This window comes from Ligilactobacillus sp. JN-6 (Y).1, assembly GCF_058111525.1.
Genome location: NZ_CM176599.1, coordinates 2,194,770 through 2,215,406 on the forward strand (window position 1 = coordinate 2,194,770; position 20,637 = coordinate 2,215,406).

Here is a 20,637-nt window from a genome sequence, read left to right on the forward strand (position 1 = left end):
TACCCAACATCTAAGACAGCCTAAGTTGAAATTAACTATTCAGCATCTTTGTGATCATTGTTGCCTTCAACAGCTTCAACGATATCTTCGATGGAATCTACTTTTTCATCTTTTTTGCCGAATGTTTCTTCGGTAACTTGTTCATTTTCTTCGCCCTGATTTGCTTCGATGATAGCATCTGCCATCTTGGATGTGATCAAACGTACGGCACGAATAGCGTCATCGTTTGATGGGATCTTAACGTCGATCTCATCAGGATCAGCGTTTGTATCGACCATGGCAACGATTGGAATGTTCAATTTTTGAGCTTCCTTAACAGCAATTCTTTCTTTACGTGGATCAACGATAAAGACTGCATCTGGAAGATGAGGCATATCTTCAATACCGCCAAGGAATTTCTCAAGTTTTTCCATTTCCTTGGTCAACTGAGCTGCTTCCTTCTTAGGCAAAATATCAAAAGTGCCATCTTCTGACATTTTCTTTAAGTCTTTCAAGCGTTTGATACGTGACTGGATAGTATCCCAGTTAGTCAAAGTGCCACCTAACCAACGATGGTTAACGTAGTATTGACCTGCACGAGTTGCTTCTTCTTCGATCGAGTCTTGTGCTTGTTTCTTTGTACCAACGAAAAGAATAACACCATCATTTTCAGCCGTTTCTTTCATAAAGTTATAAGCCTTATCGATCAACTTAACGGTCTTTTGCAAATCGATGATGTAGATACCATTACGTTCTGTAAAGATATACTTCTTCATCTTAGGGTTCCAACGACGTGTTTGATGTCCAAAATGAACACCAGCTTCAAGCAATTGTTTCATAGTAATAACTGCCATTACTAAATACCTCCAAATATAGTTTTTTCCTCCCCTGCATTCATTTGGCAAGAACTTAGTAGCTAAGCACCACTTACCCAGCATGCAAGGTGTGAATTAAGCGCCAAAAAGGCACTTGTTTCATTGTAAATGATTACGTTGCTAATTGCAATAAAATTTAAGATGCTTGTCCAAATTATTTACCAACTGTACACACAATATTTGTACGAGATCATTGAACAACATTGACGATCGAATCACTTGTGCCTGTTTCAATAACCGATTTTGCATTGTTTAAAGAAAGTTGCACCATGTTTTGGGCAGCAGTATCTGTATAAAAAGCAACATGCGGTGTTACGAGCACATTTTCTAATGACCGTAAATCATTGAATAAAGGATCCTCGATTTTCTTACCTCTAAGGTCATGATTAAACAACGGACTTTCATTTTCATACGTATCCAAACCAGCACCAGCGACCTTGCCACTCCGAATACCAGCGATCAGGGCTTTTGTATCTACCAAAAGCCCACGCGCAGTGTTGATCAAGTAAACACCATCTTTCATTTCTGAAATAGCCTGTGCATCGACCATGTGTTTATCTTTTAATGAAGCAGGCATGTGTAAAGTAATAATATCAGCACGATGATACAATTCTTCTTTGGTATCAACATAGATACCCTCAGTGGCTAATTTGGGATCTGGAAAAGGATCATAAGCTAAGATCTTCGCACCGAAACCACGATAAATAGAAATAGCTGCTTTGCCGATCCGTCCCGTACCGATCACTCCGACCGTCTTATCATGGATCTCCTGACCAACATTACCTGCCCATCGAAAATCCTGATTTACGCTTCGTTTTCTGAAAGTTTCAACTTTTCTAAGCAATTGCAATAATAAAGTCACGGAAAATTCAGCGATTGCTGTCGGTGAATACGCAGGGACATTAGTTACTGCAATATCATTATCTGTAGCTGCTTTAAGGTCAACATTGTCAACACCGACGTTTCGGAGCGAAAAAACTTTGATGCCTTTTTCCTTAGCTCTACTAAACATAGAAGCGGGAAAACTTCCTGTTTGCAAGGCTAAAATAGCATCATGGCCGGCAATCTTATTCATAGTCTGGTCTGTTAAAGGATCTTTGATCAAATCAACTTGAATATTATTTTGAGCGGACCATTCTTTAAAAAATTTTTCTTCATCATCTCGTACAGAAAACGCGATCATTTTCATAGTAATAAGACTCCTCTAAATTTTGATAATCGTATTTATTAGAAATACAACATGTTAAATATTATACGTGACACAAGATGCCATTACCACATAAAAGTAAATTTCTTAAGCTTTTTTGCTACTTACTACCTTCTAGGTCAACACCATGTTCCAGCAAAAAGCTTTCCTTTTTAGACCGCGACTGATGTTTAAAGGCATATTCAGCCTTTAAAGCCAATGACTTGCTAACAAATCTTTCATGATAGATCATTTTGACTGGTCTACGGACCCGCGTATATTTTGCCCCGACTCCTGAATTATGCTCATCCAAACGACGCTTTAGATCAGTAGTAAACCCGCCGTAAAAAGTTTTGTCAGCGCATAATAATACGTAAAAAAAATACTGGTTATTTTTGTCCATACAAAACCCTTCTTACTTCTGACAAATATTGATCTTGCTCGTCATAAACAACTACAGGCGGAACAAATCTTAAGCCCCCAGGTCGACCATCTTTAATTGCTTCGATCAAAACCATATTAGCTTCGCGAGTCTTTTTAGGATATACTAAGCGGATCCTTTTAGGGACCATCCTATTACGTTGCAATAAATTAAAAATTTCTTGCAACCTTTCTGGGCGATGAACCATAAACATCTTGCCCCCCATTTTTAGAAGACCGCTAATAAGCATAATGATGTCTGCCAGGGACGCGGTACTTTCATGCCGCGCTATTGCTAAGTAAGGATTAGGGTTTTTCTTACTAGTCGGTCGATCTGCAAAATATGGCGGATTACATGTTATTGTATCAACCGAATCTTTCTTAATTTCTTGTAACAGATCTTTAAGATCCATATTCAAAACTGAAATCTGGTCAGCCAGATCATTTAATACCGCACTACGTTTTGCCATATCCGCTAAGCGTGTTTGGACTTCGACTTGGGTGATATGTGCCCGCGTTTTTTTAGTCAAAAACAAGCCAACTGCTCCGTTACCTGAACAAAGATCAACGATCTGCCCCTTTTGTTTCAACACTGGACGAGCAAAATCAGCCAATAAGACCGCATCTAAAGAAAAAGAAAAAACATCCGCACTTTGAATGATCTTAATCTCATTAGCATAAAGTTCATCTACCCTTTCTCCACTTTTCAATCGTGGGTCAATTTTCATTTTTATCACTTTCTTTCTTCCAACGAAACTTGCAACTTTTATAATAAATATGTAATATTATTTGTAATAATACTATTTTAGAAAGGAATGTCACTGCGATGTTCTATTCATTTATTCGGGTCGTAGCTCGAATAGTTCTTGCCATTATCAATGGCAACAGCCACTATCTTAACAAGGAAAAACTCCCCAAGGGAAATTATATTGTAGTTGGGCCCCACCGTGCCTGGTTCGATATGATCTATTTTGCTTTGGCCGCTTCTCCAAAACCATTTTCCTTCATGGCTAAAAAAGAGTTATACAAAAACCCAATACTACGTTTTATCCTAAACCACGCCAATGCTTTCCCAGTTGATCGTTCCCATCCTGGCCCATCGGCAGTCAAGGCCCCCGTTAAATGGTTGCGTAAACGTGATGTTTCATTGATCATGTTCCCTTCTGGGACCCGCCATTCTCAAGATATGAAAGGTGGCGTTACTTTGATCGCTAAACTGTCAGGAGTACCGATCGTGCCAACAGTCTATCAAGGCCCACTCTCCCTAAAATCCCTTTTTTCACGTAAACGCGTTACTGTTGCGTTTGGTGATCCGATCTATCTTGATCGCAAAGCAAAAATGACCACTGAATATCAAAATGAACTGCTGAGTCGAATTGAGACAGCATTTGAAAAATTGGACCAAGAGATCGATCCCAACTTTAAATACGTTGACGTATCAAAACATTCAGATAAATAACGATAAATAAAAAGTCGGGTCATTACCCGGCTTTTTTAGTAAAAATGATTTTATTTTTTCTTCCCGTAGTTAGCTTTCATAGATGTCATCATTTGATTAAGTTTCTTTTCTGAAGGCTTTTGACCCATCTGTAACATCATTTGTCGTAACATTTGTTCATTGATTGGCGGGTTCTTTTGTAAATAGCTTTCCATGTACTTACGAGCACCATAAAAACCACCTACGAGCCCTACGATCAAGGCGATAATGACTATTACGATCCATACTGGTGTGGACATTATCAATTACTCCCTTCCTTTACTTTTGTTTACCTAATTAAGTTTACACAATTAACTGAAAAAAATAAAGGGGGCGAATAAATTCCTGTCCCTTTTTCAGCGCTGCAACCATCAGACTTCGCTTATTATCAAAAGCTAACACTATAGGGGCTGGTAACTTCGCAAATACTTAACTTGAATAAGGGCCGCACAAGCCTAACCAGCAACAATTTTAATCGTCACGTAAACCACGTTTTCTTTGGATGTTTTTGACTTTCTCTGGTGTGACCTCTTTGCCTTTTTTGTCATAAACTTGTGTCATTTCGAGCTGACTGCGAAAATTTTCACGAAACTTACTTAAATAGGTTGAACGTAAACGTTGTTGTTCTTCTTGTTCTTCTTTGGTTAAGCCACTTTCCTTTTTCTTATGAGCTAGTTCATTGATCCTATCCAACAGGTTTTGTGGGATACCATTAGCCATGTCTTATACTACCTCTTCTCTTATAAAAATTTGCTTCAATTATGATACACACTATGTTAAACAATTAATAGCAAAAACTCAAGTATTTCATCCGAACATTAGTTTGAAATGGCATACGTAATGTGATACGCTTAGACTATAAAAATTAAATGAGGTGTTCGTGATGTCCAAATTAATCGAAGAACGACAAATCTCCGTGTTAAAATTCATCTACGAATGTGTACATGAGAAAGGTTACCCACCTACTGTCCGTGAGATCGGTGAAGCGGTCGATCTCTCTTCAACATCAACTGTCCATGGACACATTGCACGTTTAGAAAAACGAGGCTATATACGTAAAGACCCAACCAAGCCACGTGCTCTTGAAATAACGACTGCCGGGATGCAGGCACTTGGTATCGGTGAAAAAACTACTAAAATACCTGTTCTCGGTACTGTTACAGCTGGTAATCCCATTTTAACAGTTCAAGAAACGACGGATTATTTCCCCCTACCACCTAATTATGATTCTGCTCAAGATCTCTTCATGTTGACTGTCAGAGGAGAAAGCATGATCAATATCGGGATCCTTGATGGTGACGAAGTGATCGTCAGACAACAACGCTCTGCGGACAACGGAGATATCATCATCGCTATGACTGATGAAAACGAAGCAACTTGTAAACGATTCTTCAAAGAAAAGGATCATTTCCGACTCCAACCTGAAAATGACACAATGGCTCCGATCATTTTAGATTCTGTGACCGTTCTCGGCAAAGTTGTCGGTTTATACCGTAACTTTATCAGCTAAAAAACAAAAAAATCCAAGTAATCTTATTTTGTTTAGACTACTTGGATTTTTTAAATGCAATAGCCCTTTTGTTTTAAGAATGGCCCATCTTTAACAATTCCGCAGCATGTTCACGCGCAAGATCCGTGATCTCAGTGCCTGCAAGCATCCTGGCAAGTTCTTCAACTTTAGCAGACTGCCTCAATTTCTTAACTTTTGTTTCTGTGCGCCCCTTTTGAAACTGCTTGGTAACTAAATAATGATGGTCACTAACAGCAGCAACTTGTGGCAAATGTGTAATACATAAAACTTGAGAACCTTTGGCGATCACACTGATCTTTTCAGCGATCGCCTGCGCTACACGACCGCTAACACCTGTATCGACCTCATCAAAAATAATACTCGTGACACCTTGTTGCTGCGCAAAAATAGTTTTCAACGCTAACATGATCCGCGACAGTTCACCACCAGACGCGATCCGCGACAATGGACCCATCGATTCACCGGGATTAGTTTGAATATAAAATTCGACTTGATCCATTCCCTCAAAGTTAAGTTGATCATTTTGCTGGGACAAAAACTTGACTGAAAAAACGGCCTTTTCCATATACAAAGCTTTTAATTGTTCATGAACAGCCTTTTCCAGCTGGACTGCAGTTTTTTTTCTTTGACTGGTAAGTTGCCGTGCGATTTTCTTAGACTTATTAAACAACTCATCCACATGTTGCTTTAATTCGTCTGAATCTGCATCTGTTTCCTGCATGTCTTTTAATTCAGTTTTGATTTTTTGATAATAAGTTAAAATTTCTGGAATAGAATTCCCATATTTCCTTTTTAACTGATGGATCTCTTCTAAACGCTGCTCGATCTGGTCTAGACGGCCCTCATCCCACTCCATAGTTGCCAATTGATTTGAAATGTCTCGCACTGAATCGGATAAACCATAATAAGCATCTGCAATACGTTGGCTGATTTGCTCTAAATCAGAAGAAAGTTCAGAAACATGTTGCATTTGCTCCATTACTGAACCAACCTGTCCCAATGCATCGATCTCTTCACCAGATAATAACTGATAGCTGTTTTCTAAAGCATCATGAATAGCCTGATAATTATCCAACTGTTCCTTTTCTTCAGCAAGCTGTTCTTCTTCTTCCGGTCGCAGTTGAGCCGTTTCTATTTCTTGAACTTGAAATTGTAACATATCAAGGCGTTGTGCCCAGTCATTTTCATTTTTTTCTTTCTTTTCCAGACTGTTCTTAGCCTGCCGGTATTGCTGATAGCATTCCTGATAACTATTTTTCAGTGTGTGTAATTGCTGATCTGCAAAACTGTCTAGTAAGGATAAATGCCTTTCTGGACGCATTAATTCCTGATGTTCATTTTGCCCATGGATATCGATCAAGGTCTCTCCGACCCGTCTCATATTCGCCAAATTGACTAATTCTCCGTTGATGCGACAAATATTGTGCCCATTACGGTACAATTCACGCTGTAAGATCAAGCCGCTGTTATCGTAACTGATACCAACTTCATCTAATATTTTGTAGGCGGCTGCATCTACGGGCAAAATAAAGAGCGCTTGTAATAAGGCCTTTTTCTTACCTTTTCTGATATAATCAGATGAGCCCCGTCCTCCGGCTAACAATCCTAAAGCGTCGATCACTATTGATTTTCCTGCCCCAGTTTCACCAGTTAATACCGTCATTTTAGGTTGAAAGTCTATTTGAATTTTATCTATAATTGCGAAATCTTTAATAGTTAAACTACTTAACAAACGCTTTCGCCTCCAATGAAACCTAATTTTTATCTATACTATGTAGACAAGCGAGCATTTTTTAATCAAGTGGCTCTCCACTCTAATTTTCACTGGCCATCTTTTCCAAATCTGTTTGAACTTTACTTGCCCCTTGTTGCGAACGATTAAAGACCATGATCGTGTCATCATCGCTGATACATGCAAAAATTTCGGCATAGTTCATTTGTTCGATCAGACTAGAAACAGTCGGGCCATTACCGGGCTGGACTTTTAATACACACATTTCACCATGAACATCTGAGCTAACATACACATCTTGTAATGTCTTTTTTAATTTAACAGCTGTGTCCACTTCCTTTTCAGATGGTAGAGTGTAGCGATAACTGCCATCGTTTAAAGGAACTTTGATCAATTGCAACTGTTTAATATCTCGTGAGATGGTTGCTTGGGTAACTTCAACACCACGGTTAGCCAGAAGTTCAACCAAGTCTTCTTGCCGATAGACCGTATTTTCTACTAATAATTGTTTTAACAATTTATGTCGTTCATGTTTCTTCATATTATCCACTTACCCCACACTTCAAATAATTCTGCCCCCATGACAGTTAAAAATTCAAAAAATTAATGCAGTAATGTTTGATGAGCCTTTTTTACTACCTCAACCAGTAGATCTTGCGAGAGGTCTTTTCCCTGCTCACCTTCAGGACACGCTACTAAATGTACAATAAATTCAATATTCCCCATCCCTCCAGTAATGGGGGAAAAATCCAATGCATTAACATTATAACCACTTTTTCTCGCAAACTCTAAGATAGCAGTCAAAACTTCCAAATGCGTTTGTTCGTCTCTCACGATCCCATGTTTACCGACTTTTTCTCTGCCAGCCTCAAATTGCGGCTTGATCAATGCAACAACGTCTTTACCCGTTTTTAAGATCTCATGCAGTGTTGGCAATATCAAACGTAATGAAATGAACGATACATCGATCGAAGCAAAATCTGGTTGTCCTTTCTTAAAGTCTGCCAACTTACTGTAACGAAAGTTAGTATTTTCCATTACGACAACACGCTTATCTTGACGTAATTTCCACACAAGTTGGTTAGTCCCGACATCTAAAGCATAACTCAACCGTGCGTGATTTTGTAAAGCCACATCAGTAAAACCGCCAGTAGAAGAACCGATGTCTAAGACCGTCCTTCCGGTCAAGTCAATATTAAAAACCCTTAAAGCTTTGGCTAACTTTAAACCGCCACGACTAACATACGGCATTTTTGTACCTTTAAAATGTAGGTTCACTGCAGGATCGATCTTCATCCCAGGTTTATCTAACCGTTCCTCGTTTTCGCCTAATATCTCACCGGCCATCACGGCTCTTTTTGCCTGTTCACGACTGTCAAACAAGCCCTTTTGTACTAATAATACATCGATTCTTTCTTTCTTCATTTTCCTACCTTATATTTTAAAATACCCTAGTAATTCGTCAAATAATTCTGGTCGCACATCTAAGTTTTTCAATTGCTCTAAAACATCTTTAGCTTTTGCCAGTGTCTCATTGAGTGCTTGTTTAGCACCATCAAGCCCTAATAAACTGGGATAAGTATTTTTGTGTTCAAAGCGATCTTTATGAACAGCTTTACCCATTTCTTCAGCAGTCGATGTCTCATCCAAAATATCATCATAAATTTGAAATGCTAAGCCAAAAAACGAACCAAACTGTCGCAATAAACGGTTTTGCTGCTCCGAAACTCCTGCTAAGATACCACCTGCTTCGAATGCATACTGGACCAAAGCACCGGTTTTGCCAGCATGTAATGTCTTCAGTTGTTGCAAAGATAATCGTTGCCCCTCACTCTCGATATCACGAGCCTGGCCAGCAATCATCCCCGTCGGACCAGCCGCCTGCGCTAGCTTCTCGACCAATTTTAAATTAGCAGACGTTGAGACTTTAGCTTGTGCTAACCACGCAAACGCTTCTGTTAATAAGGCATCACCAGCCAAAACCGCCATGGCCTGGCCATAAACTTTATGATTAGTGGGTTTCCCCCTTCTCAGATCATCGTTATCCATTTCAGGAAGGTCATCGTGGATCAAAGAATACGTATGAATGAATTCAAGGCTACCCGCAACAGCATATGCACTCTCAGAGATCGGACTTTGAAAGCTGGCACATGTGGCAAAAACGATCAACGGTCTGATCCTCTTACCCCCAGCCATAACAGAATAGTTCATCGCCGCACGTAAGGTATCCTGACTAGTTAACGACTCCAAATGGCTAGTCATTTGCCGATTTAATTCACTGATCTCATTTGCCTGCAGGCTAGAAATAGTATTATTGACCATTATTATCTTGCTCCTGCTCAAAGACTTGTTCTTCACCATTTTCATCGATCACTTTTGTTAAAGTTTTTTCAGCATGTTCTAAAGTACTTTGTAATTCTTTACTAAGTTTAACTCCCTTTTGAAAAGAATCTAATGCTTCCTCTAAAGGAACATCGCCTTGTTCTAATTTAGAAACGATTTTTTCCAATTCGTCTAAATTTTCTTCAAAAGTTTGTTCTTTTTTTTCTTCAGTCATTAACTTTCTCCTCCTTAGTAGCTATAATACGTGCATCAGCTGTCCCATCTGCCAGATGCAAAAGCACTTTATCATCTATCTTCAAGTCATTCACACTCTTAGCGATCTTTCCATCATTACTGACATAAGAATAACCACGTCCCAAAATAGATAAGGGACTCAATGCATTCAGCTTACCAGCAGCTTGTGCGAGTTCATTCCTACGCTTAGACAAATAGCGCTGCATATTGCGTTTTAATTGCTGTTTATTTGCGGACAAGTCAGCTTCTAACCTCTCAATGTGGGGTTCAGGATCTACCATCTTCAAACGACCATTTAACTTCAATTGCTCTCTTTGACTCTGAGATAATCTTTGCTTAAAAGTCGACGCAAGTTTAGAGTTTAAAAAATCAAGTTTTTGCAGATAGCCTTCATATAAGCGACCAGGTGTTTTAAAAATATAAGATTCAGTCTGACGAGCTACTTGACGTTCGTTACGATCCAAAACTGTCTTCATTGCCTGGATCAACCGTAATCTTTGTTGCTTTATTTTTAAGACTTCATCCGAACGAACAGGTGTGGCTAACTCTGCCGCTGCCGTTGGGGTCGGTGCTCGCAAGTCAGCAACCAGATCAGCGATCGTGGTGTCTGTCTCATGACCCACGGAAGAAATAACAGGGATTTGAATAGCCGCCATGGTCCGAGCTACTTTTTCCTCATTAAATGGCCACAGATCCTCGATCGAGCCTCCACCACGCCCAATGATCACCGTATCAAAGTCGTCATGCTGAGCAACCTCTTTTAACCTACCGACCAAAGAATCCGCTGCCTGCTCGCCTTGAACTACGGCTGGAAATAAGACTAGCTGCACGATCGGATACCGTCGTTTAACTGTCGTTATAATATCACGAATAACAGCACCAGAAGGGCTAGTAACAACAGCTATTTTTTTCGGAAAACGTGTGATCGCTTTTTTTTCAACAGCAAATAACCCTTCGGCAGCAAGTTTCTTTTTTAATTGCTCATACGCTTCATACAAAGCACCCACACCATCAGGTTGCATGCTTTCAACGTTTATCTGATATGTACCATTTGGTTCGTAAAGGTCTATCCGACCCACGACCAAAACCTTCATCCCCTCTTCAGGAGTAAATTTTACGCGTTTGAAATTAGACTGAAACATGACTGCACTGATTTTAGCATTATCATCTTTGATACTAAAATATTGATGTCTAGTTCGTAAACGAAAATTTGAAATTTCCCCTGTTAGAAAAACTTTTTGCAAGTATGGATCAACTGTAAACTTTCTATGCAAATAACGTGTCAAAGCTGTAACAGTCAAGTATTTATCCGTAGTCAAATTTTCAACTCCTTTGCTGCAAATTCAATTGTTTGTTGCATTAGCATTACACTAGTCATCGGTCCAACACCACCGGGTACTGGGGTCATAAAGCCGGCTGACCTTACCACATCACTTTGATCAACGTCACCGACAGTTTTTCCTGTCTGTGTCCGATTGATCCCCACATCAACAACTACCGCACCGGGTTTGATGTATTTTGCTGTGATCATCTCTGGCCGTCCAGCCGCGACTACCAAAATGTCCGCTTCCCTGGTGATCTCGACTAAATTGTTAGTCTTGCTATGGGTAATAGTAACAGTTGCATCAGCATTAAGTAACATGGCTGCTAACGGGCGACCTACTATATTGCTACGACCAATTATTACAACATGTTTACCAGCAACTTTGATCCGATATTCATTAAACAAGGCCATGATCCCTGCTGGTGTGCAAGGGATAGGCCCTGGCTCATCCATAAATAACCTGCCGATATTGTAGGGGTGAGAACCATCAACATCTTTTGCCGGGCAGATCGCACCCATTATCTTCTTTTCACTTAAGTGTTTTGGAAGCGGCAATTCAACTAAAATACCATGTACAGCTTCATTTTCATTACAACCTTCAATCAGTTTGATAACGTCATGTTCCGAGGAGTTTGCGGGCAAAACTCCATCATAAACATCAATACCTACCTTAGCAGCAAGCTTTTTCTTACTTCGAAAGTAAATTTGACTGGCAGGGTCATCTCCGATCATCAAAACTGCTAATGTCGGAACTATCCCCTTCTTTTTTAACTGAACTGTCTGTTCCAACAAAGATCTCTGATATTTTTGGGAAAGCTGCTTTCCATCCATTAAAACTGCCATTCAACTACCTCACCACAAAAATCATTTACTCTTAATTTTAGCACATTGCTAAGTACAAAACTAATGCAATAATTCTCCGCATGCAAATTAAAAGCCCCGAGCAGGATCAACTGCTGCAGGACCTTTTACACTATAAGAGGTTAGACAAAACCCCATTGATAAACCGGCGTGATTTATCATCACTAAATGCCTTAGCGAGCTCCAAAGCCTCGTTTAAAGCAACCTTATCAGGAGTTTCACTTTCAAACTTAATTTCAAATACGGCGATCCTTAAAATCAGTAAATCAGTCTTGCTCAAACGATCAAGTGACCATTTTGAATCAAGGTGCTTTGCGAGCATACCGTCAATTTCTGATTGGTGCTCTAAAACGCCTTGTACCAAAGTATGCATATATTCTGGAACATTTTGCTCCCCGATCTCTTCTTCTGAAATTTGCTGACAAACCGTATCGGGATCTGCATCTAAATTGCTTTGTAATGCAAATAAAACCTGAAAAGCACCTTGGCGTACCTTATGCCTTGTTATAGCCATTACTTCTTTGCCTCTTTTTCTTCTCCAAAAATATTATTTGGATCGACTGTTGCTTCCACTTTTTCAGGAACGATGCCCTGAACATGAACATCGACTGCCGCCAGCTCCAACCCTGTCATGAACAAAACCTGTTGTGCCACCTTGTCTTGAATTGCAGAAGCTACTTTAGGTACAGAAACTCCGTAATTTAAGAAGACATTAACATCAACCTTTAATTCATTTTGGGCTGCTGCAAGTTTGACTCCTTGTTTACGGTCTTGAAGGCCAAATAGTTTTGAAAAACTATTTACAATAGAGCCGTGCATCGAATAAACACCTTCAACTTGACTGGCAGCGATCCCGATAATCACTTCGACAACCTCTGGGGTAATTTGAATTTCTCCTAGGTCTGGCTGGCTGCTGGTCAAAACAATATTGTTTTCGTCCGACATTACTAAACCTCCTCGTATTATTAATTAGGCACGCGAAATGTAAGTTCCGTCAACCGTATTAATAGTTAAAGTATCCCCTTCATTGACGAAAAATGGAACTTGGACGACTAGACCTGTTTCCATTGTAGCAGGTTTAGATCCGCCAGAAGCTGTATCACCTTTAATACCAGGTTCTGTGGCAGAAACCACTAGATCAACAGTATTTGGCAGTTCGACCCCAAGGGTTTCTGAGCCATACATGATAACACTAACGACCATATTTTCTTTCAAGAATTTCAGCTCATCTTTGATCGATTCTGCTGGTAATTCTAATTGTTCATAAGTAGTTGTATCCATAAAGACATAGTTCGAACCATCGGCATACAAATACTGCATTTTTTTGCGATCGATTTGTGCTTGGTTGATCTTTTCACCACCACGGAACGTCTTTTCCTGAACAGCGCCAGTCCGTAAATTCTTCAATTTAGAACGAACAAAAGCTGAGCCCTTACCAGGTTTAACGTGTTGAAAGTCTATAACTCGCCATAATTCACCATCTATTTCGACAGTCAAACCTGTCTTAAAATTGTTTACTGAAATCATTTAATATAATCCTCCTTGTAAATTTAACTTAACTTTATCTCAGTACCTGTGCTAGTCTCAAAACTATTACACTACATTTTCACGTGGATCCGTAGCTTTGTCAAATTACCACGCGTCCATATTGTCTACTATAATAGTCTAAAAGTAATTTCAAAAACATCAACAATTATAATTCCAACAAATTCTTGTCAGAATGTGTTAATACTTCAGAACCATTTTCAGTTACCAAAACATCATCTTCGATCCGGATCCCACCGATACCCGGAACGTAAATACCTGGTTCGATCGTAATGATTTGACCGGCCAGCATCACGTCGTCGAACCTGCGACCTACGTTTGGCAGCTCATGAATATCTAAACCAATACCATGTCCCATTCCATGATTAAAGTACTTGCCATAACCTGCTTTTTCGATCATTGAACGACCTACGTCATCAAGATGGGCACCACTAACACCAGCACTAACTGCTTCGATAGTCGCTTTTTGGGCTTCAAGCACCACCTGATAAATTTCTTTGACTTTTTCACTTTGTTTACCGAGGCTAAAAGTACGTGTAACGTCAGAGGTATAACCATCGACGAAGTAGCCATAGTCTAGCGTGATCAGATCACCGTTCGTAATTTGGCGTGAAGTAGCTGTCCCATGTGGCCAAGTAGTATGTTCCCCACTGGCAACGATCGTTTCGAAGGACTGAGCAGAGGCTCCATGTTTTTTCATGAAATAATCTAAGTCGTTAGCAATATCCAACTCTGTCTGGCCAGCTTTCAAATGCTCGATCACAAACTGAAATCCTTCGTCGGCTAACGCACAGCTTTTTTTAAGTATAGAAACTTCTTGGTCGTCTTTGATCGCTCTTAACTGCTCAACCAGCCCATCAAAAGGAACGATATCGCAAACAGCAGTCTCATCCAAGAAATCAAAAGAAGCATAATCGATTGTATTTTCAAAACCAATAGCAGCCAAATGATCAGCTTGTGCCAAACCACAGGCATTTTTGAGATAGTTTCTAGTAATGACTGCGTTCCAGTCAGGATTTTCTGCTTTGATCTGTTCTTCAAAGCGCGAGTCAGTTATTAAGTATTTATTTCCTTCTGTGATCAGCAAAACACCGTCATCACCGGTAAAGCCACTCAAATAATAGATGTTAAGTGGATCTGTTACCAAAAAACCATCAATTTTGAATTCTGCAAATTTAGCTTGCAATTTTTTTACTCGACGTGTCGTCATTATCATCATGCCTTTCATCAAACGTATACTGCCAGTATATCAAATAGTTAGCTACTATAACATGCATGAAACTTAATTCAAGTACATAAACCAGTTTACAGCCTTGAAAGTCAAAAAAAAACGGGACCCCACAATGGAATCCCGATATTGATCGCGTAAAAATTATTCTGCTGTAGGATAAACCGAAACTTGTTTCCGGTCACGACCTTTGCGTTCAAATCTTACGACACCTGCAGTAGTAGCGAATAATGTGTCATCGCCGCCAATTTTAACGTTCATACCTGGATAGATATGTGTACCACGCTGACGGTACAAAATTGAACCACCTGTGACAGTTTGACCATCGGCACGTTTTGCACCCAAACGCTTAGCCTTTGAGTCACGACCGTTAGAAGTCGAACCGCCCCCCTTATGATGGGAGAATAATTGTAAATTCATTAACATAACACGAGCACCTCCTAGTATATTATGCATTGTCGATCATTATATAATCGCGATAATTATCTGTAATACTCCGGATCCCTAATTCAAAACTGTTTAACAATAATTGGACTGCTGGATCTTTAGCCTCATCTTGATCAAGTGAAACCTGAAGGTATCCACCATTCTCATCATCTGACACAACTTGAGGTGTCGCTAATGCTAGCTGTTCCAAACTGTTAACAGTATTGATCGCTAAAACAGAAACCGCAGCACATACAATATCATAACCATATTCTCCAGAATCAGCATGTCCTTTTAACGAAAAACCGCAATGAGTATCCTTTGCATAAGAAAAATGCGCTTTGATCATTCAACATGCAACTCCTTAGATTCAATTAGGCATTGATAGCATCGATAACAACCTTTGTGTATGGTTGACGATGACCCTGTTTTGTATGAGAATGTTTCTTAGGTTTGTACTTGAAAGTAACGACCTTCTTCTCACGACCTTGCTTTTCAACAGTACCAGTAACACTGGCACCATCAACAACTGGGGTCCCGATAGCAGTCTTTTCACCACCAACAAGAACAACTTGGTCAAAAATAACCTTGTCACCTGCGTTTGCAGCTAACTTCTCCACATAGATCGCTTCACCAGCTTCAACTTTGTATTGTTTGCCGCCTGTTTTAATAATTGCGTACATCAATGTGCACCTCCTTGTAATTGACTTAGACTCGCCGTAATGTAGTGACTCAGGCTCACTGAGTACTTAAGACTTAAAACGTGCGGTTGTAGTTGTGACATGCACAAATACAACGTACTCATGTTAGCAGAAAAAGAACTCTCCGTCAACGCTTTTCGCTGTAAAAACTTGCGCTTATAAAAAAGGGTATTTTTTAATTAATCAAACTATGTGCTATACTAAACTGCAGTTAAGAGTTAAATAATTTGCTCAGGTAAGATTTAATTTGATGACGTTTCGCGTGATCGGGCGCAGTCTAGGAGCTGCAACGGTATTATAGAGGCGGGATAGTACAGACGAAAAATAGAATTTGATTTATTTGTGTGATAGAATTTGAACAGTTTAATTTAATATTTTAATTAAAAGGTGTTGTGCTGCGGCATGACGCCTTTGTCAATTAATATATAAGATCCCGACGGTAATAGCCGATTTTCGTATCACCTTTTCATTATCCTTATTTTGTAAGCAAAAAAGAAACGTTGTAATACCAACGTTTCTACGGGTCGAACTTTAATTTATATCTATCTTTTATGATTCGGGAGAGATTCGAACTCTCGACAATCCGCTTAGAAGGCGGATGCTCTATCCAGCTGAGCTACCGAACCAACATCAAGGTACATTATAGGCTAGAATCACAGATTATGTCAATATAATTTTTGTTATGTTTACTGATCGAGCTTCCGTTTTTGAAAAGTCAACAGTCAAGACTTCATCTCTGGTAGTTACCATGCCTTGACGCTTACACTCAACACATTCACGATGATCCTGTTTAAGTCTCTTTAGCCTGGAGTAGTTTCATAAATTCTCTTTTTTATCACTATACCACTGTTCCACCTTATAACTATAATAATATTAAAGTTCAGAAAGTAGCCTATTGCTGAAGAAATTAGCTTAGATTCAATGGCCGTACTTCAGATATATTTAGACCAAAAATAAGTCCACTCAGATAGAGTGAACTTATTTTTATTCAGTTGAAAAACGAAATATAGAGTTGTTAACATAGGGAATGCTAACAACTAAATATTAACATGTGAGAAACTTTATGAATACTTGTACCACATGAAAAAGGCCGGTTGTTTCGACCGCTCAGCAACGTGACGGCTTACATTTTAGCTTTCTAAGATACTCCAATTATTATAAAATTGGCTGACATCTATTTCCTGATCGTCTTTATGGTCGATCAACATTCCCTCTTTAGTTCGTCCTAAATACAATCCGGAGACTCTTCTATTTTGCTTGTAGTGGCTAATATATGAAAGCAATTGTTCACCATCAAATATAAAGAATTCCGGCAAATTATCTTTAACACAAAAGATATAAGCATCATAATCATTTTTTTCGCTTTCATTGACCGTAAAAACACCAGAAAATAAAAATCTTTCATCATGTACATTCTCATCACTTTTCAGCAAAGCCCTTTTATCGTTGACGATTATTTCTTGGCCTTGCCCATCTTGACCACTGTAAACTCGACTGATAATATTACTGATGTTTTTCATTTTCCCCACTAAAACCATTAGGCTTCCTTTCTAAATCATACAAAACCTAAGAATTAAAATTTCTTGTATCTTGCTAGTTCCATTTTGTTCTTTAAAATTTGTTGCTGACATTTTATTGCTTCAGACGAATCTCCCTTATTGATGAACTCTCTAACTTTGGGTTCCAATTCCAAGATCTCTGCCGCTAATCTTTCTTCTTCTTCCATTTTATTCCTCCTCGAATATCTTGTGTACAAACAACAGCTCTTATCTTGACCAATTATATAGAGGTAAATCCATTTTCGACCTGTCATTTGTCCAAAATCAACATCCTCGGCTCTAAGTAAAAATACATTTTCGACCTTAGCATAAAATATATTAGATAAAAAATTGCACACAATAATCGAGCTATTCATAAATTCAACGCTGTTTTTAAAATGGATCAGACAGAATAAATATTAACTTTAGAGGACCACGTCCAGCTGAACATTAAAAAAGACAAGCAATTTTTCCAAAACAAAAGCAGTCGTCTATTTATTAAATCAAAATTTGAAAAACTAACCACATCTGATCATAGCAAATAAAAAACTCACTCCCAAAAAGAGTGAGCTGTAGAGAATTGTTGTACACAAATCCTCTTTCTCCCTTAAAGACCATTATAAAGCGAAATAGATCATATAGCTACACAATTCGTAATTTTTATCTAAAAATATTAATCAACAATTACAGCAAAAAAAAAGAAGAACAGTACTAAAAAGCATCCGCTCTTCTATTAAAACCATACTTGCATTTAACTCTCATTAGGAAACAGGCGCAAAAACTCTTCTTCTATTTCTTTCTCAGAAAAATGTAGATCCACAGCTCCAAACTTTAGCCACAGGTGCCAAGCGTGAACTAAATCATCAGTTTGATGCTTAAAATAAGCATTTTGTATCTGCTGCTCAACAATTAAGTAAACTGTATTAGTAGACTTACTAGTCCACTTACTTCTAAGTTGCTCAAACTGTTGTGTTTCTAGTAAAAACTTGTCGATCATATTTTGACTACTTGCAACAAGTAAAAATCTACAGACGACACAGCAAAATTTATCCAAAATTACTTCCGTATCATCAGAACGAACGCCTAAAAAAATCTCGCTGACTGATAAAGAGAGGTCTGAATACAGAGCAGCTTGTTGCTCCCTTTCCGAAAAGTTCGTCATTTTTAAATACGAAGGCAGCATAGCGTGCCTTGCATGAAAACTCATTTCATTGATTTTCAAATATTATCCTTCTTTAATTAAAATACCTAGGGTCGACTTGGATTTCAAGTACATTTAAATTATTTAAATACCAATCTCGGACGAAATCATAGTTAAACAATATATCAAACCATGATAAATCTTCTTCTTCATCACTGACATTGATAGCCCATTGTTTTTGTCCATTCCCGATCAACTGGTCTTCACTGCCGAAAGTGACTACTAGATCTGATCTCAATCCCAAAATGGCCTCTCCTTTACTACCTGCTTTTAACATATAGCCCGCCTGAGAAGCGGCAACGAACAGCTTGTCCAAGGCCTCATTTGGAAGATCTATTTTAATAATTGGATAAACTGCAGAATTAGACTGGTCTAAAATATTAAAGTCTACATCAAAGCCAAAATCTTCCTTAAAGAAGTTGCCGATCTTGATCAGTAATAAAACGAATTTTTTAACAGTCGAATACACAAATTTATCTTGGTAATTAACTACCAACAGTGAAGTGATCGCAGCTGCATTAACTTTTAAAACACTTTTTGCAAAATTTAAGTAAAATAACCGCTCTCCGGTTTGTTTTTCAACGTAGTAAGCACCGCCTTCATTAACCGGATCGATTTGAAAAACAAAGTAGCCTTCATTATTAATACCTGGAAACTCATGATACAATTCCTGATTACGATCGCTCGATTGTAAAATCAGTTGATCTTGATCATGCTGCTGCAACAGTCTACTTAAAAAGATCAAATAAAAATCGGCTTGACTATATTGTTGTGGAAAGATCAAAAAAGCCGAATTTAAACGATAATTGATCAATTTCATAGCTGCATCCAACAATTTATGTGGATCGTTAGTGCTGACCATTTGATCCAGTAATTCAGTAAAAGAAATACCGTGTCGCAAACTGTCTTTGAGTTGGTCATTATAATTTTGCAAACGAGCCGACGTGCTGATAGCAGCTTCTTGTGATTTGGCCTCTGTGATCGTACCATCGGGTTGAAAAACTGTTGTTTCTTTTTGACTTTCTTTACTCATCAGCACTCACCTGCCCTTTAGTTGCAATCAAATGTGCGATGTAATCACGATATAAAACTTTATTTTGCTCCTCAAAATTCTCAAAACTACCAAATTTTGCCACAATACTCTGCTTTTCATAACTGAGCAAAGTATCTTCCTTAGATAATTCTAAGATCCGATTTTCATTTTGCCTGATCTGTTGAAAAGCATTATTTGAAGATTCGTCGATCTCTGTCAACTCTGTCAATTTATCAACTAGTGCCTGTTTTTCTTCTTTTTGTTTATTAGCTTCCCACGGCATCACTTTTTCTTGCGAAATTTGTTTGATTTGGGAGCGCAGATCTGCTTTTTGTTTATCACGCTGATCTTGTGAGTCAATCAACTCCTGCAACTTATCATTTTCTATTGATACTTGCTCGATCTGATCACTATTTAATCGTTTTTGCTGTTTTTCTAGCGAAAACGTACGTGCTAATTTTTGATATTCTCCTTCATCGAAATCAAAAGAAACATTCAAGACATCAAGTGTTCCAAACAACCGACGACCCCACCAGTTTCCAAAATAAAACTGATATTGTCCTTCTCCGATTTCTTCAAAATAAAAGAAGGGGTATTTATTTCGTAAAAATGTGATCAACTTTTGACTTAAAAAAGCGCTTAACTTATCATGTAGATCTTCAACTAACGCTTCATTACTTGGATCAGCCGATATGTGTCTTGCTTGTTGTACTTCACGAGCATATTTTTCAGAATTGATCAATTGATAAACTAAACGATCGTCTTGATCTTCTAAAGCTTCATGAAGCATTTGAAGATAGCGACTTTTGTTGACTACAGCCTGAATAACCGCCGAAGTCGCGTCACCGTGATCAGATAAAACAAATTCATTCGTGTTCGCCATGTTAATCTCCCCTAATAAAACGATGCATCTGGCATCCATCGTCCTTCTAATGACTTTATTGTCACATATAAATTATCCAAGTTCAACTGTATTGAACGTTTGGTATAGGTAGGGTTTTTA

Annotated in this window: 27 protein-coding genes, 1 tRNA gene and 1 other annotated feature; of the genes, 2 read left to right on the forward strand and 26 right to left on the reverse strand. The window is 38.6% G+C overall.

From position 1 onward, the window contains the following. Positions 1-35 precede the first annotated feature (35 nt). The 4 genes from rpsB to AC3XNE_RS10245 all read right to left on the reverse strand — a co-directional run bounded on the left by rpsB (position 36) and on the right by AC3XNE_RS10245 (position 3,188). Entirely contained in the window at positions 36-833 is a 798-nt protein-coding gene (gene rpsB, locus AC3XNE_RS10230) for a 30S ribosomal protein S2 (RefSeq protein ID WP_489831965.1), read from the reverse strand. A gap of 211 nt (positions 834-1,044) precedes the next feature. Further along, entirely contained in the window at positions 1,045-2,043 is a 999-nt protein-coding gene (locus AC3XNE_RS10235) for a D-2-hydroxyacid dehydrogenase (protein ID WP_489831967.1), read from the reverse strand. Positions 2,044-2,161: 118 nt separating this feature from the next. Then, on the reverse strand, positions 2,162-2,443 hold the full coding sequence (locus AC3XNE_RS10240; RefSeq protein ID WP_489831968.1) for a GIY-YIG nuclease family protein: 282 nt from the start codon (positions 2,441-2,443) through the stop codon (positions 2,162-2,164). Continuing rightward, the gene (locus tag AC3XNE_RS10245) at positions 2,430-3,188 is read right to left on the reverse strand and encodes a tRNA1(Val) (adenine(37)-N6)-methyltransferase (protein WP_489833406.1); all 759 of its coding nucleotides are present in this window, start codon (positions 3,186-3,188) and stop codon (positions 2,430-2,432) included. Before AC3XNE_RS10245 ends, AC3XNE_RS10240 begins: the two co-directional genes overlap by 14 nt. 98 nt (positions 3,189-3,286) lie before the next feature. Between AC3XNE_RS10245 and AC3XNE_RS10250 the strand changes: the two genes are divergently transcribed. Next, entirely contained in the window at positions 3,287-3,919 is a 633-nt protein-coding gene (locus tag AC3XNE_RS10250; RefSeq protein ID WP_489831969.1) for a lysophospholipid acyltransferase family protein, read from the forward strand. A 50-nt stretch (positions 3,920-3,969) separates the two neighbouring features. Here the strand turns inward: AC3XNE_RS10250 and AC3XNE_RS10255 are convergent, their stop codons facing one another. Together AC3XNE_RS10255 and AC3XNE_RS10260 are read right to left on the reverse strand one after the other, a co-directional pair. Further along, on the reverse strand, positions 3,970-4,197 hold the full coding sequence (locus AC3XNE_RS10255) for a YneF family protein (protein ID WP_489831971.1): 228 nt from the start codon (positions 4,195-4,197) through the stop codon (positions 3,970-3,972). Between the two features lie 211 nt (positions 4,198-4,408). Next, entirely contained in the window at positions 4,409-4,657 is a 249-nt protein-coding gene (locus AC3XNE_RS10260) for a DUF896 domain-containing protein (RefSeq protein ID WP_489831972.1), read from the reverse strand. A 163-nt stretch (positions 4,658-4,820) separates the two neighbouring features. On the opposite strand from AC3XNE_RS10260, the gene lexA reads away from it, so the two are divergent. Then, entirely contained in the window at positions 4,821-5,447 is a 627-nt protein-coding gene (lexA, locus tag AC3XNE_RS10265; RefSeq protein WP_489831973.1) for a transcriptional repressor LexA, read from the forward strand. 73 nt (positions 5,448-5,520) lie between these two features. On the opposite strand, the gene recN is transcribed toward lexA, so the two are convergent. From recN to AC3XNE_RS10365, 20 genes are all read right to left on the reverse strand, one after another. After that, positions 5,521-7,200 carry a DNA repair protein RecN gene (gene recN, locus AC3XNE_RS10270; RefSeq protein ID WP_489831974.1) on the reverse strand — a complete coding sequence of 560 codons (1,680 nt, stop codon included), beginning with the start codon at positions 7,198-7,200 and terminating at the stop codon, positions 5,521-5,523. Positions 7,201-7,282: 82 nt separating this feature from the next. After that, positions 7,283-7,741, reverse strand: coding sequence for an arginine repressor (locus AC3XNE_RS10275; RefSeq protein ID WP_489831975.1), 459 nt, complete (start codon positions 7,739-7,741; stop codon positions 7,283-7,285). 62 nt (positions 7,742-7,803) lie between these two features. Beyond that, complete coding sequence (locus AC3XNE_RS10280; RefSeq protein WP_489831977.1) at positions 7,804-8,625, reverse strand: TlyA family RNA methyltransferase; 822 nt, start codon at positions 8,623-8,625, stop codon at positions 7,804-7,806. 9 nt (positions 8,626-8,634) lie between these two features. Beyond that, positions 8,635-9,522: a polyprenyl synthetase family protein gene (locus AC3XNE_RS10285; protein ID WP_489831978.1), complete on the reverse strand. Its 888-nt coding sequence runs from the start codon at positions 9,520-9,522 to the stop codon at positions 8,635-8,637. Continuing rightward, positions 9,512-9,757: an exodeoxyribonuclease VII small subunit gene (locus tag AC3XNE_RS10290; protein ID WP_489831980.1), complete on the reverse strand. Its 246-nt coding sequence runs from the start codon at positions 9,755-9,757 to the stop codon at positions 9,512-9,514. The genes AC3XNE_RS10285 and AC3XNE_RS10290 overlap by 11 nt, the downstream gene beginning before the upstream one ends. Then, positions 9,750-11,096, reverse strand: coding sequence for an exodeoxyribonuclease VII large subunit (gene xseA / locus AC3XNE_RS10295; protein ID WP_489831981.1), 1,347 nt, complete (start codon positions 11,094-11,096; stop codon positions 9,750-9,752). The genes AC3XNE_RS10290 and xseA overlap by 8 nt, the downstream gene beginning before the upstream one ends. After that, positions 11,093-11,944 carry a bifunctional methylenetetrahydrofolate dehydrogenase/methenyltetrahydrofolate cyclohydrolase FolD gene (gene folD, locus AC3XNE_RS10300; RefSeq protein ID WP_489831982.1) on the reverse strand — a complete coding sequence of 284 codons (852 nt, stop codon included), beginning with the start codon at positions 11,942-11,944 and terminating at the stop codon, positions 11,093-11,095. The genes xseA and folD overlap by 4 nt, the downstream gene beginning before the upstream one ends. Before the next feature lie 130 nt (positions 11,945-12,074). Then, positions 12,075-12,476, reverse strand: a complete 402-nt coding sequence (nusB, locus tag AC3XNE_RS10305) for a transcription antitermination factor NusB (protein WP_489831983.1) — start codon at positions 12,474-12,476, stop codon at positions 12,075-12,077. Then, the gene (locus tag AC3XNE_RS10310; protein ID WP_489831984.1) at positions 12,476-12,907 is read right to left on the reverse strand and encodes an Asp23/Gls24 family envelope stress response protein; all 432 of its coding nucleotides are present in this window, start codon (positions 12,905-12,907) and stop codon (positions 12,476-12,478) included. Before AC3XNE_RS10310 ends, nusB begins: the two co-directional genes overlap by 1 nt. A gap of 24 nt (positions 12,908-12,931) precedes the next feature. Continuing rightward, a complete protein-coding gene (gene efp, locus AC3XNE_RS10315; protein WP_489831985.1) occupies positions 12,932-13,489 on the reverse strand; it encodes an elongation factor P in 558 nt (185 codons plus the stop codon). Positions 13,490-13,655: 166 nt separating this feature from the next. Further along, positions 13,656-14,717, reverse strand: coding sequence for a M24 family metallopeptidase (locus tag AC3XNE_RS10320; RefSeq protein ID WP_489833407.1), 1,062 nt, complete (start codon positions 14,715-14,717; stop codon positions 13,656-13,658). A gap of 162 nt (positions 14,718-14,879) precedes the next feature. After that, positions 14,880-15,155 carry a 50S ribosomal protein L27 gene (rpmA, locus tag AC3XNE_RS10325; RefSeq protein ID WP_489833408.1) on the reverse strand — a complete coding sequence of 92 codons (276 nt, stop codon included), beginning with the start codon at positions 15,153-15,155 and terminating at the stop codon, positions 14,880-14,882. A gap of 28 nt (positions 15,156-15,183) precedes the next feature. Continuing rightward, complete coding sequence (locus AC3XNE_RS10330) at positions 15,184-15,510, reverse strand: ribosomal-processing cysteine protease Prp (protein ID WP_489831986.1); 327 nt, start codon at positions 15,508-15,510, stop codon at positions 15,184-15,186. Positions 15,511-15,535: 25 nt separating this feature from the next. Next, complete coding sequence (gene rplU / locus AC3XNE_RS10335; RefSeq protein ID WP_489831987.1) at positions 15,536-15,844, reverse strand: 50S ribosomal protein L21; 309 nt, start codon at positions 15,842-15,844, stop codon at positions 15,536-15,538. Between the two features lie 17 nt (positions 15,845-15,861). Then, positions 15,862-15,942 (reverse strand) — a sequence feature (ribosomal protein L21 leader region). Between the two features lie 472 nt (positions 15,943-16,414). After that, positions 16,415-16,488 (reverse strand) — tRNA-Arg (locus AC3XNE_RS10340). 504 nt (positions 16,489-16,992) lie between these two features. Beyond that, a complete protein-coding gene (locus tag AC3XNE_RS10345) occupies positions 16,993-17,400 on the reverse strand; it encodes a hypothetical protein (protein WP_489831988.1) in 408 nt (135 codons plus the stop codon). Between the two features lie 35 nt (positions 17,401-17,435). Further along, positions 17,436-17,588, reverse strand: a complete 153-nt coding sequence (locus AC3XNE_RS10350; protein WP_489831989.1) for a hypothetical protein — start codon at positions 17,586-17,588, stop codon at positions 17,436-17,438. A 563-nt stretch (positions 17,589-18,151) separates the two neighbouring features. Further along, positions 18,152-18,622, reverse strand: coding sequence for a hypothetical protein (locus AC3XNE_RS10355; protein WP_489831990.1), 471 nt, complete (start codon positions 18,620-18,622; stop codon positions 18,152-18,154). Between the two features lie 13 nt (positions 18,623-18,635). Further along, positions 18,636-19,634, reverse strand: a complete 999-nt coding sequence (locus AC3XNE_RS10360) for a hypothetical protein (RefSeq protein ID WP_489831991.1) — start codon at positions 19,632-19,634, stop codon at positions 18,636-18,638. Continuing rightward, positions 19,627-20,517, reverse strand: coding sequence for an exonuclease SbcC (locus AC3XNE_RS10365; RefSeq protein ID WP_489831992.1), 891 nt, complete (start codon positions 20,515-20,517; stop codon positions 19,627-19,629). Before AC3XNE_RS10365 ends, AC3XNE_RS10360 begins: the two co-directional genes overlap by 8 nt. Between the last annotated feature and the right edge of the window lie 120 nt (positions 20,518-20,637).